Origin of the sequence: Paenibacillus polymyxa M1, from assembly GCF_000237325.1 — a bacterium.
Classification (GTDB): domain Bacteria; phylum Bacillota; class Bacilli; order Paenibacillales; family Paenibacillaceae; genus Paenibacillus; species Paenibacillus polymyxa_C.
On the sequence record NC_017542.1, the window covers coordinates 4827582 to 4842500 of the forward strand.

Annotated in this window: 12 protein-coding genes, 15 tRNA genes and 1 rRNA gene (1 of these 28 cut by a window edge); 1 reads left to right on the forward strand and 27 read right to left on the reverse strand. The window is 45.5% G+C overall.

The annotated features are described in order from the left end of the window. Positions 1–69: 69 nt before the first annotated feature. The 6 genes from PPM_RS21775 to PPM_RS21800 form a co-directional block, all read right to left on the reverse strand. Positions 70–774 carry a PspA/IM30 family protein gene (locus PPM_RS21775; RefSeq protein ID WP_016324715.1) on the reverse strand — a complete coding sequence of 235 codons (705 nt, stop codon included), beginning with the start codon at positions 772–774 and terminating at the stop codon, positions 70–72. Then, the gene (locus PPM_RS21780; RefSeq protein ID WP_013372999.1) at positions 774–1259 is read right to left on the reverse strand and encodes a PspC domain-containing protein; all 486 of its coding nucleotides are present in this window, start codon (positions 1257–1259) and stop codon (positions 774–776) included. The genes PPM_RS21775 and PPM_RS21780 overlap by 1 nt, the downstream gene beginning before the upstream one ends. Positions 1260–1266: 7 nt before the next feature. Next, positions 1267–1935 carry a PspA/IM30 family protein gene (locus tag PPM_RS21785; protein WP_013373000.1) on the reverse strand — a complete coding sequence of 223 codons (669 nt, stop codon included), beginning with the start codon at positions 1933–1935 and terminating at the stop codon, positions 1267–1269. Positions 1936–2023: 88 nt separating this feature from the next. Beyond that, entirely contained in the window at positions 2024–2335 is a 312-nt protein-coding gene (locus tag PPM_RS21790) for a LiaF transmembrane domain-containing protein (protein WP_016324716.1), read from the reverse strand. 127 nt (positions 2336–2462) lie between these two features. Then, positions 2463–3689: an MFS transporter gene (locus PPM_RS21795; RefSeq protein WP_013373002.1), complete on the reverse strand. Its 1227-nt coding sequence runs from the start codon at positions 3687–3689 to the stop codon at positions 2463–2465. Positions 3690–3833: 144 nt separating this feature from the next. Beyond that, positions 3834–4391, reverse strand: a complete 558-nt coding sequence (locus PPM_RS21800) for a TetR/AcrR family transcriptional regulator (RefSeq protein WP_013373003.1) — start codon at positions 4389–4391, stop codon at positions 3834–3836. Between the two features lie 211 nt (positions 4392–4602). Here PPM_RS21800 and PPM_RS30540 point away from each other — a divergent pair, with 211 nt between their 5' ends. After that, positions 4603–4788 carry a ParA family protein gene (locus PPM_RS30540; protein ID WP_228392937.1) on the forward strand — a complete coding sequence of 62 codons (186 nt, stop codon included), beginning with the start codon at positions 4603–4605 and terminating at the stop codon, positions 4786–4788. A 46-nt stretch (positions 4789–4834) separates the two neighbouring features. On the opposite strand, the gene PPM_RS21805 is transcribed toward PPM_RS30540, so the two are convergent. The 21 genes from PPM_RS21805 to PPM_RS21920 form a co-directional block, all read right to left on the reverse strand. Then, positions 4835–5074, reverse strand: a complete 240-nt coding sequence (locus tag PPM_RS21805) for a NifU family protein (protein ID WP_013373004.1) — start codon at positions 5072–5074, stop codon at positions 4835–4837. Positions 5075–5388: 314 nt separating this feature from the next. Further along, positions 5389–6786, reverse strand: coding sequence for a Fe-S cluster assembly protein SufB (gene sufB / locus PPM_RS21815; RefSeq protein ID WP_013373005.1), 1398 nt, complete (start codon positions 6784–6786; stop codon positions 5389–5391). Between the two features lie 43 nt (positions 6787–6829). Continuing rightward, the gene (sufD, locus tag PPM_RS21820; RefSeq protein WP_043886053.1) at positions 6830–8113 is read right to left on the reverse strand and encodes a Fe-S cluster assembly protein SufD; all 1284 of its coding nucleotides are present in this window, start codon (positions 8111–8113) and stop codon (positions 6830–6832) included. Positions 8114–8160: 47 nt separating this feature from the next. Next, the gene (gene sufC, locus PPM_RS21825; protein WP_013373007.1) at positions 8161–8937 is read right to left on the reverse strand and encodes a Fe-S cluster assembly ATPase SufC; all 777 of its coding nucleotides are present in this window, start codon (positions 8935–8937) and stop codon (positions 8161–8163) included. Beyond that, positions 8918–9439: a MarR family transcriptional regulator gene (locus PPM_RS21830; protein WP_013373008.1), complete on the reverse strand. Its 522-nt coding sequence runs from the start codon at positions 9437–9439 to the stop codon at positions 8918–8920. Before PPM_RS21830 ends, sufC begins: the two co-directional genes overlap by 20 nt. A 1861-nt stretch (positions 9440–11300) precedes the next feature. Continuing rightward, positions 11301–11379, reverse strand: a tRNA-Leu gene (locus PPM_RS21845). Between the two features lie 11 nt (positions 11380–11390). After that, positions 11391–11465 (reverse strand) — tRNA-Cys (locus PPM_RS21850). 11 nt (positions 11466–11476) lie between these two features. After that, positions 11477–11548, reverse strand: a tRNA-Gly gene (locus PPM_RS21855). A 6-nt stretch (positions 11549–11554) separates the two neighbouring features. Further along, positions 11555–11629 (reverse strand) — tRNA-Gln (locus PPM_RS21860). Between the two features lie 9 nt (positions 11630–11638). Continuing rightward, positions 11639–11711: transfer RNA gene (locus PPM_RS21865), tRNA-His, on the reverse strand. Positions 11712–11728: 17 nt separating this feature from the next. Beyond that, a tRNA-Trp gene (locus PPM_RS21870) sits at positions 11729–11802 on the reverse strand. Positions 11803–11809: 7 nt separating this feature from the next. After that, a tRNA-Tyr gene (locus PPM_RS21875) sits at positions 11810–11895 on the reverse strand. Between the two features lie 4 nt (positions 11896–11899). Further along, positions 11900–11975 (reverse strand) — tRNA-Thr (locus tag PPM_RS21880). A gap of 22 nt (positions 11976–11997) precedes the next feature. Next, a tRNA-Phe gene (locus PPM_RS21885) sits at positions 11998–12070 on the reverse strand. 35 nt (positions 12071–12105) lie between these two features. Further along, positions 12106–12182: transfer RNA gene (locus PPM_RS21890), tRNA-Asp, on the reverse strand. 15 nt (positions 12183–12197) lie between these two features. Next, positions 12198–12274 (reverse strand) — tRNA-Met (locus PPM_RS21895). A gap of 25 nt (positions 12275–12299) precedes the next feature. Next, a tRNA-Val gene (locus PPM_RS21900) sits at positions 12300–12375 on the reverse strand. 58 nt (positions 12376–12433) lie between these two features. Next, positions 12434–12505: transfer RNA gene (locus PPM_RS21905), tRNA-Glu, on the reverse strand. A gap of 17 nt (positions 12506–12522) precedes the next feature. Further along, positions 12523–12614, reverse strand: a tRNA-Ser gene (locus tag PPM_RS21910). Positions 12615–12617: 3 nt separating this feature from the next. After that, positions 12618–12693, reverse strand: a tRNA-Asn gene (locus PPM_RS21915). A 65-nt stretch (positions 12694–12758) separates the two neighbouring features. Then, positions 12759–14919, reverse strand: a 23S ribosomal RNA gene (locus PPM_RS21920); it runs 765 nt beyond the window's last position.

The window sequence follows — 14919 nt, forward strand, 5'->3', positions numbered from 1 at the left end:
ACAGATTGAGCACTGTTATTGGTCAGTGTCCATCTATACAGCATATCATAATGTTTGGGTTCCGAGTAGTTAGTCCTTCTTCATATCTACAGGTTTAGCACCTGCCTGAATTTTGGACTTCAATTGTTGAAGCTGCTCATCCACTTTAAATTGTTTTTCAGTTTCTGCGGGATTAACATATGCCTCTCCCGGTGCTTGACGATAAGGGGCACGCAGTACGTCAGCTTCTGCCTCCATTTGCATGATTTTTTCCTCCATGCGGTGGAAGCCCAGCGAAGCAGACCCGCTTTCAATCGTGTGCAAACTATTGATTTGCGACATTTGCTTTTTGGCTTTTGCCATTTGAGCACGAGATACCAGCTCATTACGCTTATTGCGCATTTTGTAGAATTCATCCTTCATTCCATGAAGCTGCTGTACCAGTTCTTTGGCTTGGAGCTCGGCTTGAGTGTGCAAGTCACGGTATTCATCCTGCTTTTGCACAAAATAAACCTTCTCGCCCAGTAGCTTGCGTGCTACTTCTTCCTGGCCATTTCGCAATGCAGATTCAGCCTGCTTTTCGCGCTCATTGGATACACGCACAGCCTCCTCCAAACGCTGTTTCATACGACGCTCATTTGCCATTTGCTTGGCGACTGTTACCTCAGCCTCGTGAATTTCTGCCTCCATATCGCGCAAGTACTGATTTAACATGATAATCGGATCTTCAACTTTATCCAACATTTCATTCACCGATGCTCTTGTCATATCCTTCATTCTTTTAAAAATTCCCATTATTTACGTTCTCCCTTCTCGAATTGCTCTACTTTTTTACGTAACTCTTCCAGTTCCTTTTTCATTGCTTTTTTCTCGATATCTTCCATCATGGAATCCAGATCACTGTTGTGCCCTGTATTAAATTTGGATGAATAGCGGGCATCCTGACCAAACGGGTTCGAGTTGCCGTATGCTCCGCCTTGATTGTAACCAGTTCCTTGTCCATACTGCGTTCTAGTACTACTACCGCCATAATAGCGTGGATCTTGATGGGTATAGGGACCACTATCTGGACCAAATCCTCCGTCGTAAGGAGATCTTGGTTCCTTGGAAATAACCAACGCTGCAATCACATAAATCATAAATGTGGTGCCTGCTGTAATAAAGAAACTGATCACAACCAAAATACGTATCCAAGTTGAGTCCATTCCTGTTGCGTCAGAAAGACCGCCACATACTCCAGTTAATACTCTATCCCGGTTTGATCGGTAAATTCGGGTCATAATTTACTTACTCCTTCCCGCTGTTGTTCAGCTTGCTTTTCAGTCTCGCCCACTCTTGTTCGAGCAGCGATCCACCGCTGTGAGCATCCGTTGTATACTCCTCACCCCGGCGCAATTCACGCAAACTCATCGTTTCTGCTTCCATATCAGCTACCCGGTCTTCCAAGCGGTTGAACATTCGGGGAACATTTCGTCCGCCGTATGTACCTGCCCGTTCGTTCATTTGCTGCTGGAGTCTCAACGTTTGTACACGTGCAGCATAATACTGACGCTTACTGTGTACCGTCTGGTATTCTGTTTTTAATGTATCCAGCTGTTGCTCCAATTCACGTAATGATTCACGGCTCTGCTCCCACAGTTCTCTATACTGCTCTTCTTTTTCTGCATACAGCATTTTTTCCTGAAGGGCTAGCTTTGCAACGTGTTCTTCATCTGCTTTCAAAGCCAGAAGCGCCTGTTCCTCCCGTTTGGCCTGCATGGATAATGCATGATCCAACTGCTGCTTCATTTGTCTTGTATGCACTGCATACTGCTGTTGAAGCTTTTCCGCTTCAGCGATTTCCTGACGGGTATTATATAGGAACTGGTCAATGAGTTGTACCGGATCTTGGCTTTGTTCCAAATGCTCATTGAAAGTTGCTACCGTAATATCACGCATTCTTCGAAAAACACTCATTGGCGTCTACTCCTTTCACAATTTCGTATTTTCATCATTTCTTGCTCTTTGCTTTCGTACATTATTCTTCATCCTCAAACTGTCACATTCAGTAGCGACTTCTACGGTCACTCAGCATGGATACACCAAATATGATTAACCCGATTGCCAGCAGTGGTCCAATTAGCCAGGATAGCTTGCCCAGTAAAATCAGTACCCCGAGCACAAGCACGATCCAGCCGAAGAGTGCATTTCCTCTTTTCACACCGTAGTACCCCAGCATAACCATGGCTATCGGAATTAAGTAACCAATCAGATGTCCTACAAAGTGACCGAAAAACGGAGTAAACTTACCGAGCAGCATAATCGAACCCAACACGATCAGTACAATGGCTAACCCATTCCCTTTGTTAACTCTCATCATCTCTCACCGCCTTTCACTGTGTCTTGCTTATGTCCTTATTGTACGCTGACCTAGCGTTTGACAAAACGGACCCCAGACGGTTTTTGAACCTAGACCTAAGTCGGGGATGGATATAGACCTGCGGCTATCCTCCTCTATGCTGCTCTGCTGCAAGGGATGTTGAGTGCCGCTTTCCTGCATGCTTAGCGCGTAGTGAAAGGACGAGACAAGCAAATAAGGCTACCGCTGCAACCATATAAGGCATATTAATATGAACATCAAACAGCAGTCCCGCAATTAACGGTCCAATGACATTCCCCAAGCTGGTATAGGACGAGTTCATACCCGCTACAAACCCTTGCTCATCCCCAGCCTGCCGCGATAGAGAAGTGCTTACTGCCGGGCGAAGGATATCCATAGCCAGAAAAATGATAAAAGTCGTCAGCATAATCATCACGTACTGCTCAGCAAATAAAGTTAGGAAAATAAACAGTCCTCCAATAGCCAAGCAAAGGTGAATTACTTTTTTCTCACCAAAACGATTAATGATCCAACCAAATATAGTTGCTTGCACAACTGCTCCTAAAATAGAGCCTGTCGTTATAATGATGGCAATATCCATTGGTGTAAAACCATATTTATGGTCAACAAACAGTCCAAATACCGTTTCAAAATTTGCCAATCCAAAAGCAACGACAAATACAATGAGCAAGCCCATGAAATACGGAGATTGATAGGACTTCGCAAATTGCTGTAAAAGGTTTTCTTTTTCACGCGGAAGCTCTCTATTGTACTGTTGCTTTTCCTTGCTCAAAGACTCCGGCAACACGAGCAGAGACAAAATAGCCGCTATCCCTGCAGCACCTGCCGCCGCAAAGAAGGGAATACGTATTCCATAGGCAGCAAGCAAACCGCCAATCCCTGGTCCGATTATGAAGCCTGTGTTAATCGCTGCATTAATCATCCCCATACCCTTGCCTCTTTCTTCAAACGAGGTCACATCAGCGACGTAGGCCATAATAGAAGGAGTAAGCAACGCTGCCCCTACCCCGCCCATGATTCGTGCAACAAACAAGGTAGGGACGGAACTCGCCAGTCCAAAAACAAGCTCTGACAGCATAAAAATGAACATTCCAGAAACAATCAACTTTTTACGTCCATAACGGTCAGACAATTTTCCTGACAGCGGTGATAATAAAAGCTGTGTCAACGCAAAAGCTGCAACCATCAGCCCCATGGAAGAACCGTTCATCCCTAGCTCGCTTATAAATTTAGGTAAAACAGGTACAACTAATCCAATCCCCATGAATGCTAAAAAAATGTTAAGCATCAATAACAGCATTGCTCCCCGATTTCTTGTCAGTATAGACATATTTCCACCCTTCCTTTTCAGAACCCCTTTTATTTATCAATAGTTAAATTCAGTATCCCAACTTCAAAAAACAAAAAAACTCTAATTGTTTTATTAGTTTTCACATAAAAAAATAGCCTCTTTTAATATGCACATATTATTAGGCTATTTTTGTTTTTCGACTAACCCAAATAACAATATATCTACAATGGAATAAGTTGCTTCCTCTACCGTCACACTGTTATCCAGAAAGAAACGCTGATCAAGCGTTAAATTTACTGAATCAATAATAAGCTTCATGATCAGAGCTTCATTTTTGTTCACAATAACTCCTTCTCGGATACCTTCCTGAATTAATGTTCTAATCGGCGACCAATCATTTAAATCAGCATGTACTCTTTTCCATTGCTCAGGATAATACTTTTTCATCTGGTCTAATATTCTTAAATCATAAAACTTATAATACAGCGGCATAACCCTAATCGACTGTTTAATCTTTTCTAACAAAGTTAATTCATTGTTTTGGATAATTTCTTCTGTCTTTTGAATCATATCATCATTTGTACGCTCAATCAGTGTCTCTAAAATAAGCGTCTTAGATGAGAAATTCTCGTACAATGTACGCTTACTGATGGCAAGTCTTTTCGCAAGATCGTCCATAGTAAATTTCAAACCATTCTCATGAACTTCCTCTACAAAAGCTTCCAAAATTCTTTCCTGCATATGCATTCCTCATTTCTCTTACACTTAATAAACTATAAATGTTTTTTCAGTACCATCATCCTACTACAACTTCAAAGTCCCAGTCAAATATAAACCTAATTAAAAAGGATCTCTGCAAAGTTCTTATCTTCCACTCATCTGGATCCAAGTTAATCTTGTTGCCAAAGTTAAGAATACGAATAATAAAAAGGATGATAAAATGCATTAAAGCATTTTATCATCCTTTTGTGTATACCGGCGAGAGGGCTCGAACTTCCACGGTTTCCCACTCGATACCGAATGTAATCTTTCTAACACCTTGTTTAATGAAGGTAAAAAAGCACTGCTCGTCGATTTCGACCCGCAAGGTAATCTGTCGATGTACTTTGGTATTGAGCAGCGGGATCAACTTCCGTAGCTATGGTCTGCGACAGGACTAATTCAGTTGCTCAGTATCAAGGAATTTAGAATACTTGTACAACTTCTTTAATATCATCAATTTCCTCAAGAATTGCGCGCTCAATAGCAACCTTTAACGTAATCGTAGCACTTGGGCAACCATTGCAAGCTCCCAAAAATCTTAATTTTGCTATACCGTTCTCAACTTCGACCAGTTCAGCATCTCCACCGTCACGCAGTAAGAAAGGACGTAGTTTGAGAAGAACTTCCGATACTTCATCGAATAAAACTCCATTTTCATCCATTATGTCAACTCCTCCCATTGTTTTGCCAACCGTCAATTCAGACCTTTTTTCACCCTAGATCGTCTGAGTGATCCTTTGCTTTTTGCCTAAGAGTGACCTCTTGATCCGAAAGTTCCCTTATAAGCGTATGAATAGAGTCTAAAGGTATCATCACACCACAACTTGCGCTCAATCCTGACAGCATATGGAGGCAGAACTGAAGTTTTCGTATCTCTCGAGTAATTTGAGCTAGTTCTGAATCGTCCGAATTATTTTTCTTCATTACTAGCACCTCTTTAAAGAATGATAAAGGTTTGATCTATTAAATTAATGAATCAACCGATGCTTCCTTCCATCTCAAATTGAATCAACCGATTCATTTCAACGGCATATTCCATTGGCAATTCTTTGGTAAACGGTTCAATAAAGCCCATTACAATCATTTGTGTAGCATCTTGTTCTGTAAGCCCGCGGCTCATTAAGTAAAACAATTGTTCCTCGGACACTTTGGATACTGTTGCCTCGTGCTCCAAAGTAATCTGATCGTTTTTAATTTCATTGTACGGAATCGTATCTGATGTTGACATGTTATCCAATATCAACGTATCGCACTTAATATTGGACTTGGACCCTGCGGAATCGCGGCTGAAGCTGGACAACCCTCGGTAGTTTACTTTTCCGCCCTGCTTGCTGATGGATTTGGATATAATCGTAGATGTTGTCTCGGGAGCAAGGTGAATTACCTTCGCGCCGGCATCTTGATGCTGATCTTTACCGGCTACGGCAATAGACAGGATGGACCCCTTGGCTCCCCGTCCTTTCAATAATACTGCCGGATACTTCATTGTTACCTTGGAGCCGATGTTGCCGTCTACCCATTTCATTGTGGCATTTTCTTCTACCACAGCCCTTTGGGTTACCAAGTTGTAGATATTAGGAGCCCAATTCTGAATGGTCGTGTAACGGACACGGGAATCTTTCCGGCAAATAATTTCAATAACTCCACTATGCAGGGAACTGGTACTATAAATAGGTGCTGTACATCCTTCAACATAATGGACAAAGCTGCCCTCTTCGGCAATAATTAATGTCCGCTCGAATTGACCCATATTTTCAGAATTAATACGGAAATAACCTTGTATCGGAACCTCGCACTGAACACCCTTCGGAATGTATACAAAGCTACCGCCTGACCAAACCGCACTATTAAGCGCCGCAAATTTATTGTCGGCGGGAGGGATGATCGTTCCAAAATATTGCTTAAACACTTCGGGGTATTGCTTTAATGCAGTATCCGTATCAAGGAAAATAACACCCTGATCCTCCAGTTCCTTCTGCATGCTGTGATATACCACTTCCGATTCATATTGAGCGGATACGCCCGCCAGGAACTTTTGCTCCGCTTCAGGGATGCCCAGCTTGTCAAAGGTTGCTTTGATCTCGGAAGGAACCTCCTCCCAGGTCTTTCCCTGTTTTTCAGAAGGACGAACGTAATACTGGATGTCATCAAGACTAAGCCCGGTCAAATCCGCTCCCCATTCAGGCATCGGCATTTTGTAGAATTGATTCAAAGCTTTCAACCGAAAATTGAGCATCCACTCCGGCTCTTCCTTGATCCGGGAAATTTCCCGGACAATCTCTTCCGTCAGACCTTTTCCAGATTGAAAAATAGACTGGTGCTTGTCGCGAAACCCATATTTATATTCGCCCATATCTGGTGCTTTTTTTGCCATTAGTATCACTCCTTTTTAACCTTTCAAGATTCATTTTGATTTGCTATGATCTGCCGAGTTTGCTTTCCACTAAATCTTTTAGGCGACTGCGAACACCTTCCAGCGGGATCTCCGAAATGACAGGAGCGAGAAATCCAAAAATAACAAGATGTTCGGCTTCACTCCGTGATATCCCGCGCGACATCAGATAATAGAATTGCTCTGCATTTACTTGCCCCACGGATGCAGCATGACCCGCGGTTACATCATCCTCATCTATCAGCAGGATCGGATTGGCATCGCCGCGAGCTTTAGGACTTAGCATAAGCACGCGTTCTGTTTGCTGACCATCACAATGGGTTGCACCTTTTTCAATCTTTGTAATGCCGTTGATAATGGCCGTAGCTTCTTCAAGCATGACTGCACGCGTAATCATCTGGCTTACCGAGCTTCTGCCAAAATGCTGAGCTTGAGTTGTATAGCTCGATTTTTGATTGCCCGTGCCAATAGCAATCACCTTATTGTCGGAGACCGCCCCGTTGCCTTGTAGCAAAGTCTTGGTATCGCTGGCGGTATAACCATTGTTCATCTCACCGATAATCCACTCCACACCCCCATCAGCAAGAACGACCGCCCGTCGCTGGGTGAAATCTGTTGTAGTTGCAGCAAGCTGATGAACCGAAGCTACTTGCACCTTTGAGCCCGCCCCCGCGAAGACCTCCGTCACACTGTTATGCAATACCTTGACATCATCACGACTCGATACACAATTATCCACATAAGTAATCTTGCTGTTGCTCCCTGCCACAATTAAGACGTGAGGAGCAAAACACACACCGCTTGTATCGTTAATAAAGATCGCTTGAATAGGTGCTTCAACCTCTACACCGTCTGGGACATATAGAAAAACGCCACCACTCCATAAGGCACTGTGTGCAGCAGATAAACGATGTTCTTCCGGCTTCACTGCCTGAAAGAGATAACGTTGAACCAGCTCCTCGTGCTCATTTGCCGCAGTATGCAGATCCGTTAAAATGACTCCCTGGGCGGCTAAGCTCTCGGACAATTTCGTATACACTACATCCGAGTTGAACTGAACGATTAGTCCGCCTTTCACCGGAGAAGCAACCAAACCTCGAACAACCTCCGGCGCTTCCTCCAAACTAGACCACGCATTCTCAGCTTTGTAATCTCCACTTTCGTAGATATCCCATTTTTCAAGATTGATTTTCTCCACTTTAGGCAACTCCAGCGTCCCTGCCAGTTCGAGTGCGTGAACGCGGCGTTCAATCAGCCAACGAGGTTCATCCTTAGCGCTTGACCATGCGCGTAAATCGTCCACATTCATTGAAACTCTAGCTTGTATATCCACGTGCTGTTCCTCCTCTCCGGCTTTTAAGCTTCACTTACCGTCTCATCCGTAATCCCAAGTTCCTCCTTCACCCAATCGTACCCTTCAGCCTCCAAACGGTGGGCAAGCTCCGGACCGCCAGATTTAACTATCCGGCCTTGCATCATGACATGCACAAAATCCGGGGTAATATAATTCAACAGTCGTTGATAATGGGTGATGATTAAAAAGCCTCTATCCGGGCTGCGCATCTCATTTACGCCATTGGCCACAATACGCAGTGCATCAATATCAAGCCCTGAGTCCACTTCATCCAGGATCACAAACTTGGGTTCAAGCAGCATCATTTGCAAAATCTCATTCCGCTTTTTTTCACCGCCAGAGAATCCCTCATTCAAATAACGATGCATAAATTCCGGGTTCATCTCCAGCCCCTTCATTTTGCTCTCCATTTCACGGATAAAACGGATTAAGGATATCTCATCACCTTCTTCACGCCGTGCATTGATGGCAGTTCTGAGAAAATCCGAGTTGGTCACGCCAGCAATTTCACTTGGGTATTGCATAGCGAGGAACAAACCTGCCTGGGCACGCTCATCCACCTCCATCTCCAGAAGGTCTTCATTGTCCAATGTCACCTTACCGCCAGTAACCTCATATTTGGGATGGCCCATTAAAGCTGAAGCCAATGTACTTTTTCCCGTCCCATTAGGCCCCATAATCGCATGAATCTCTCCGCCATGAATCTCCAGTGTGAGCCCTTTTAAAATTTCTTTCCCTTCAATCTTGGATCTTAATTTCTCAATCTTTAATGTCGTCATTTATCTTAAACTTCCCTTCGGAGTATTCTTCGGCACGCGCCACCAAATCACTCATAAATTTTCCAATAGTCTGCAGCTCAACCTCTGAATAGGATTCAATGAATTGGTAAAATCTTTCTTCTTTTTCTTTGTGCAGTTCTTTATGCAAATGATAAACGTGTCTTCCCTTATCCGTTAAACTAAAGTAAATCTCCTTACGATTGCTGTTCAGTTGGCTTCTCATAATGAAGCCCATTTCCAGCAGCTTTGCACTAATTTTAGTAATGCTAGCTTTGGACAACCCCATCTTCTCCACAATCCCGGTATGATTTATCGGTTCATAATCACCAATGCAATCAATAACGTGTACACTAGTAATATTATTGGAGAGCATGTCAATCTGGTACTTTCTAGCCTGTTGCCGAAACGAGTTAATTTCTTGTTCAGTATACAGCTCATTCAGATGTAGCATTTTAATATATTGCTCGTAAAGATGACCTTTAAAATGATTTTGAAACTCCAATTTCCCAATCTCCCCTCTCTTGTAGTAGTTGCAGATCAAGTTCAGTGTCACCATTAGATTATATTTTGTTCACTAGTAAACAAAATTATATTAACACAATTGATATTGATAATCAATATCAATTGTGTTAAATGTGACGCAATTTTGGAGGCGTTTTTCATGGGTTTGTTGTCATTGTCATCGGCCTCATGCTGTGTTTTGACTATGGCACGTCCCAGAAATGGTCTTGTATACCTCTGATCAATCCTGCTTTGCGAGGATTGATCAATGGAACCCATTCGGCAGCACCCGGATGGTTCTGGTAACCGAAGCCAAGTCCAATACCGTGGCCTATTGAACGTCATGGTACACCTGCCACAGGCCAGGGTCGCTATCGTAAAAAGAGGACAAAGGTGGTGCTTGGCCGAGCTGTTTTAAAGCCGTATCGCCGCGTTTGAGTACGCTATCGTGAGCATGTATGGCAATGAATAATCCGTCAGTTACCTGTGTCTGGATATGTTATGGGGTCAAAGAGTATAGCAAAAACTGTGGTTTTTGCTGGTGAATCCGAACAGGCGATGCTCCATTCTAACCCGCACCGATCTGACACTGGAGGCGATCTAGATTATCGAACTTTATACCGCCCGCTTCAAAATCAAACACCTTCTGGGCGCTAAAGCAATCCATCGGCGGATTCAGCTACCACTTTTGTAGCAAATCCATTCCGAAGCTCAACCGGTATTTGAAAAAGGATCGGGTTCACCCTCTGGGGTTGTTGGAAGAGGAGAAAGCACAACGGGACATCCGCCTAACTGTAAAGATGAGAATGGTAAACGATAACCAAAATGGATCCCCACGGGGCTTAAGATAAAAGGAACCAAGAAAAGAACCGAAATCTTGCTTCAGGAAGCCAGGAAGAATTATCATATGGAAGGACAAGCACTCGCGGTTGAAAACGAAGATATGCGTAAGAGTAAAAGCAGCTACTCCATTCGTTAATAGCAAAAGGCTGTTCGCAGACTTTATGCTTCGATGGCTAGAGATGATGAAAAACAGCATCGGGCTTATCTCCTATATCTCCTATTCCGACACTTAAAAGGCCACGTAGATCCTTTTTCCGAGAGAAAGGGATGTATTGCTTGATGATTTAACTACAGAGGATTTTCAGAACTTGTATTCCCATGAAATGAATGTGCAAGGTGTCAGCGCCAATACCGTTATTCATTATCACGCGAACATTGCAGAGCCCTTCAGTATGCCATGAAAATAAAGCTGATTGTGGCGAATCTCCCTGACTTAGTTGAAAGCCCAAAAAAGAACAATTACGTCGTGAGCTTCTACAATGCCGAGGAGCTGAATCAACTCCTCGCAGTAATCCGAGGCGAAAGAATTGAGCTTTCCGTTATCCTGGCTGCCTTTTATGGGCTAAGCCGAAGCGAGGTCCTAGGATTAAAATGGTCGGCTATTGATTTATTAAATTGGACTATTAATATTAAACATACCGCCACATCGGGCAGTTAGAATAGTAGATATATTGAACTTGAAAAGGACCGAACCAAGAATAAAGCCAGTCGCCATATACTGCTACTGATGGACACGTTCTATGAGCTTCTGATTCGTATGAAGGAATAACAGGAATTCTATCGCTTATCTTCTGACAATTCTTATTGTCTTGAATACCTGGAGTATATTTATGTAGATGTATTAGGGGTAAGCATGAAAGAAGTTTCAGGAATGGTTAGGCCACAGCGATTATGCAACAACGGCAAATATTTATTCGCATATGGAATACAACTCATTCAGCTCAAACAATGAGTGGGGTACTAAAGCTCAAATAAAAAAAGCTCACTAGAGAATGTCTCTAATGAACTCTTTTAGTTAATACCGGCGAGAGGACTCGAACCTCCACGGTTTCCCACTCGATTTTGAGTCGAGCGCGTCTGCCATTCCGCCACGCCGGCATATTTAATTATGGAGGCGCCACCCAGATTTGAACTGGGGAATAAAGCTTTTGCAGAGCTTTGCCTTACCACTTGGCTATGGCGCCAGAGTATAAAAAGCGGACGACGGGAATCGAACCCGCGACCCTCGCCTTGGCAAGGCGATGCTCTACCGCTGAGCCACGTCCGCATAAGATGGCTGGGGATATAGGATTTGAACCTATGCATGACGGAGTCAAAGTCCGTTGCCTTACCGCTTGGCTAATCCCCAATAAGAAAGGGCGGCCGATGGGGCTTGAACCCACGAATGCCGGAGTCACAGTCCGGTGCGTTAACCACTTCGCCACGACCGCCGCAAGTAATAATTGTATGGCAGGGGCAGCAGGAATTGAACCCACACCAACGGTTTTGGAGACCGTTGTTCTACCTTTAAACTATGCCCCTATAAAACTGGTGGAGGATGATGGATTCGAACCACCGAACCCGTAAGGGAGCAGATTTACAGTCTGATGCGTTTGGCCACTTCGCTAATCCTCCAAAATGGTGCCGGCGAGAGGACTTGAACCCCCAACCTACTGATTACAAGTCAGTTGCTCTACCAATTGAGCTACACCGGCACAAAAACTATTCAATTAAAAGTGGCTCGGGACGGAATCGAACCGCCGACACGAGGATTTTCAGTCCTCTGCTCTACCGACTGAGCTACCGAGCCTCACAATAAGACCCTTTATCAAGTAATACATTAAATGGCGGAACTGACGGGATTCGAACCCGCGATCTCCTGCGTGACAGGCAGGCATGTTAGGCCTCTACACCACAGTTCCATAATAGATTTAAATTGGTTGCGGGGGCAGGATTTGAACCTGCGACCTTCGGGTTATGAGCCCGACGAGCTACCGAACTGCTCCACCCCGCGACAATAATAAGTATTTATTTTCAAATGGTGGAGGCTGAGGGGATCGAACCCCCGACCCTCTGCTTGTAAGGCAGATGCTCTCCCAGCTGAGCTAAGCCTCCTCAACGGAACACTTCTCATATTATACCATAACAAACTTTTTAATGCAACTTTTTTTTATGACCCGTAGGGGATTCGAACCCCTGTTACCTCCGTGAAAGGGAGGTGTCTTAACCCCTTGACCAACGGGCCATGCTATAGAATAATTCTGGCGGAGAGAGAGGGATTCGAACCCTCGAGACGCTTTTGGCGCCTACACGATTTCCAATCGTGCTCCTTCGGCCAACTCGGACACCTCTCCATATGGCTCCCCGAACAGGACTCGAACCTGTGACAACTCGATTAACAGTCGAGTGCTCTACCAACTGAGCTATCAGGGAATATTAACACTTGTTTCAAGGTTACACCCTGAAAACTGGATCCGAAACTTCATTGCGCTTTATCTTAGGATAAGCCCTCGACCGATTAGTATTGGTCAGCTCCATGCATTACTGCACTTCCACCCCCAACCTATCTACCTCGTCGTCTTCAAGGGGTCTTACATACTGGGAAATCTCATCTTGAGGGGGGCTTCACGCTTAGATGCTTTCAGCGCTTATCCCTTCCGTACATAGCTACCCAGCGGTGCTCCTGGCAGAACAACTGGTACACCAGCGGTACGTCCATCCCGGTCCTCTCGTACTAAGGACAGCTCCTCTCAAATTTCCTACGCCCACGACAGATAGGGACCGAACTGTCTCACGACGTTCTGAACCCAGCTCGCGTACCGCTTTAATGGGCGAACAGCCCAACCCTTGGGACCTACTTCAGCCCCAGGATGCGATGAGCCGACATCGAGGTGCCAAACCTCCCCGTCGATGTGGACTCTTGGGGGAGATAAGCCTGTTATCCCCAGGGTAGCTTTTATCCGTTGAGCGATGGCCCTTCCATGCGGTACCACCGGATCACTAAGCCCGACTTTCGTCCCTGCTCGACTTGTAGGTCTCGCAGTCAAGCTCCCTTCTGCCTTTGCACTCTTCGAATGATTTCCAACCATTCTGAGGGAACCTTGGGGCGCCTCCGTTACTCTTTAGGAGGCGACCGCCCCAGTCAAACTGCCCACCTGACACTGTCCTCGTACCGGATCACGGTACCAAGTTAGAACCTAGATACGATCAGGGTGGTATCCCAAGGATGCCTCCCTTCAAGCTGGCGCTCAAAGTTCTACGGCTCCCACCTATCCTGTACAGATCGTACCCAAATTCAATATCAAGCTGCAGTAAAGCTCCATGGGGTCTTTCCGTCTTGTCGCGGGTAACCTGCATCTTCACAGGTATTAAAATTTCACCGGATCTCTCGTTGAGACAGCGCCCAAGTCGTTACGCCATTCGTGCGGGTCAGAATTTACCTGACAAGGAATTTCGCTACCTTAGGACCGTTATAGTTACGGCCGCCGTTTACTGGGGCTTCGGTTCATAGCTTCGCCCGAAGGCTTACCACTCCCCTTAACCTTCCAGCACCGGGCAGGCGTCAGCCCGTATACTTCGCCTTGCGGCTTCGCACAGACCTGTGTTTTTGCTAAACAGTCGCTTGGGCCTTTTCACTGCGGCCCCCTCGGGCTATTCACCCTACCGAGGCACCCCTTCTCCCGAAGTTACGGGGTCATTTTGCCGAGTTCCTTAACGAGAGTTCTTCCGCGCGCCTTAGAATTCTCTTCTCGCCTACCTGTGTCGGTTTGCGGTACGGGCACCTTCTCCTGGCTAGAGGCTTTTCTTGGCAGTCTGAGATCATGACCTTCGCTACTATAATTTTCGCTCCCCATCACAGCCCAGCCTTACGATGCGCGGATTTGCCTACACACCAGCCTCACTGCTTAGACGGACATCCATCAGTCCGCGTCACTACCCTACTGCGTCACCCCATTGCTCATCACGGATTACGGTGGTACAGGAATTTCTACCTGTTGTCCTTCGACTACGCCTATCGGCCTCGCCTTAGGTCCCGACTTACCCTGAGCGGACGAACCTTCCTCAGGAACCCTTAGGCTTTCGGCGGATCTGATTCTCACAGATCTTTTCGTTACTCATACCGGCATTCTCACTTGAATGCAGTCCAGCGCTCCTTCCGGTACACCTTCAACCCGCATTCAACGCTCCCCTACCCCTGATGCAAAGCATCAAGCCATAGCTTCGGTGGTGTGTTTAGCCCCGTTACATTTTCGGCGCAGAGTCACTCGACCAGTGAGCTATTACGCACTCTTTCAATGGTGGCTGCTTCTAAGCCAACATCCTGGTTGTCTGTGCAACTCCACATCCTTTCCCACTTAACACACACTTGGGGACCTTAGCTGATGGTCTGGGCTGTTTCCCTTTCGACAATGGATCTTAGCACTCACTGTCTGACTCCCGGAACTAAATCTATGGCATTCGGAGTTTGACTGAGCTTGGTAACCCTTGCGGGCCCCGCACCCAATCAGTGCTCTACCTCCACGATTCTTTTTTCCGAGGCTAGCCCTAAAGCTATTTCGGGGAGAACCAGCTATCTCCGGGTTCGATTGGAATTTCTCCGCTACCCCCACCTCATCCCCGCATTTTTCAACATGCGTGGGTTCGGGCCTCCAGTGCGTG

Coding starts and splice junctions, on each gene's coding strand:
- PPM_RS21775 (WP_016324715.1), bottom strand. CDS start 774: ATGGGAATTTTTAAAAGAATGAAGGATATGACAAGAGCATCGGTGAAT.
- PPM_RS21780 (WP_013372999.1), bottom strand. CDS start 1,259: ATGACCCGAATTTACCGATCAAACCGGGATAGAGTATTAACTGGAGTA.
- PPM_RS21785 (WP_013373000.1), bottom strand. CDS start 1,935: ATGAGTGTTTTTCGAAGAATGCGTGATATTACGGTAGCAACTTTCAAT.
- PPM_RS21790 (WP_016324716.1), bottom strand. CDS start 2,335: ATGAGAGTTAACAAAGGGAATGGGTTAGCCATTGTACTGATCGTGTTG.
- PPM_RS21795 (WP_013373002.1), bottom strand. CDS start 3,689: ATGTCTATACTGACAAGAAATCGGGGAGCAATGCTGTTATTGATGCTT.
- PPM_RS21800 (WP_013373003.1), bottom strand. CDS start 4,391: ATGCAGGAAAGAATTTTGGAAGCTTTTGTAGAGGAAGTTCATGAGAAT.
- PPM_RS21805 (WP_013373004.1), bottom strand. CDS start 5,074: ATGGATGAAAATGGAGTTTTATTCGATGAAGTATCGGAAGTTCTTCTC.
- sufB (WP_013373005.1), bottom strand. CDS start 6,786: ATGGCAAAAAAAGCACCAGATATGGGCGAATATAAATATGGGTTTCGC.
- sufD (WP_043886053.1), bottom strand. CDS start 8,113: ATGAATGTGGACGATTTACGCGCATGGTCAAGCGCTAAGGATGAACCT.
- sufC (WP_013373007.1), bottom strand. CDS start 8,937: ATGACGACATTAAAGATTGAGAAATTAAGATCCAAGATTGAAGGGAAA.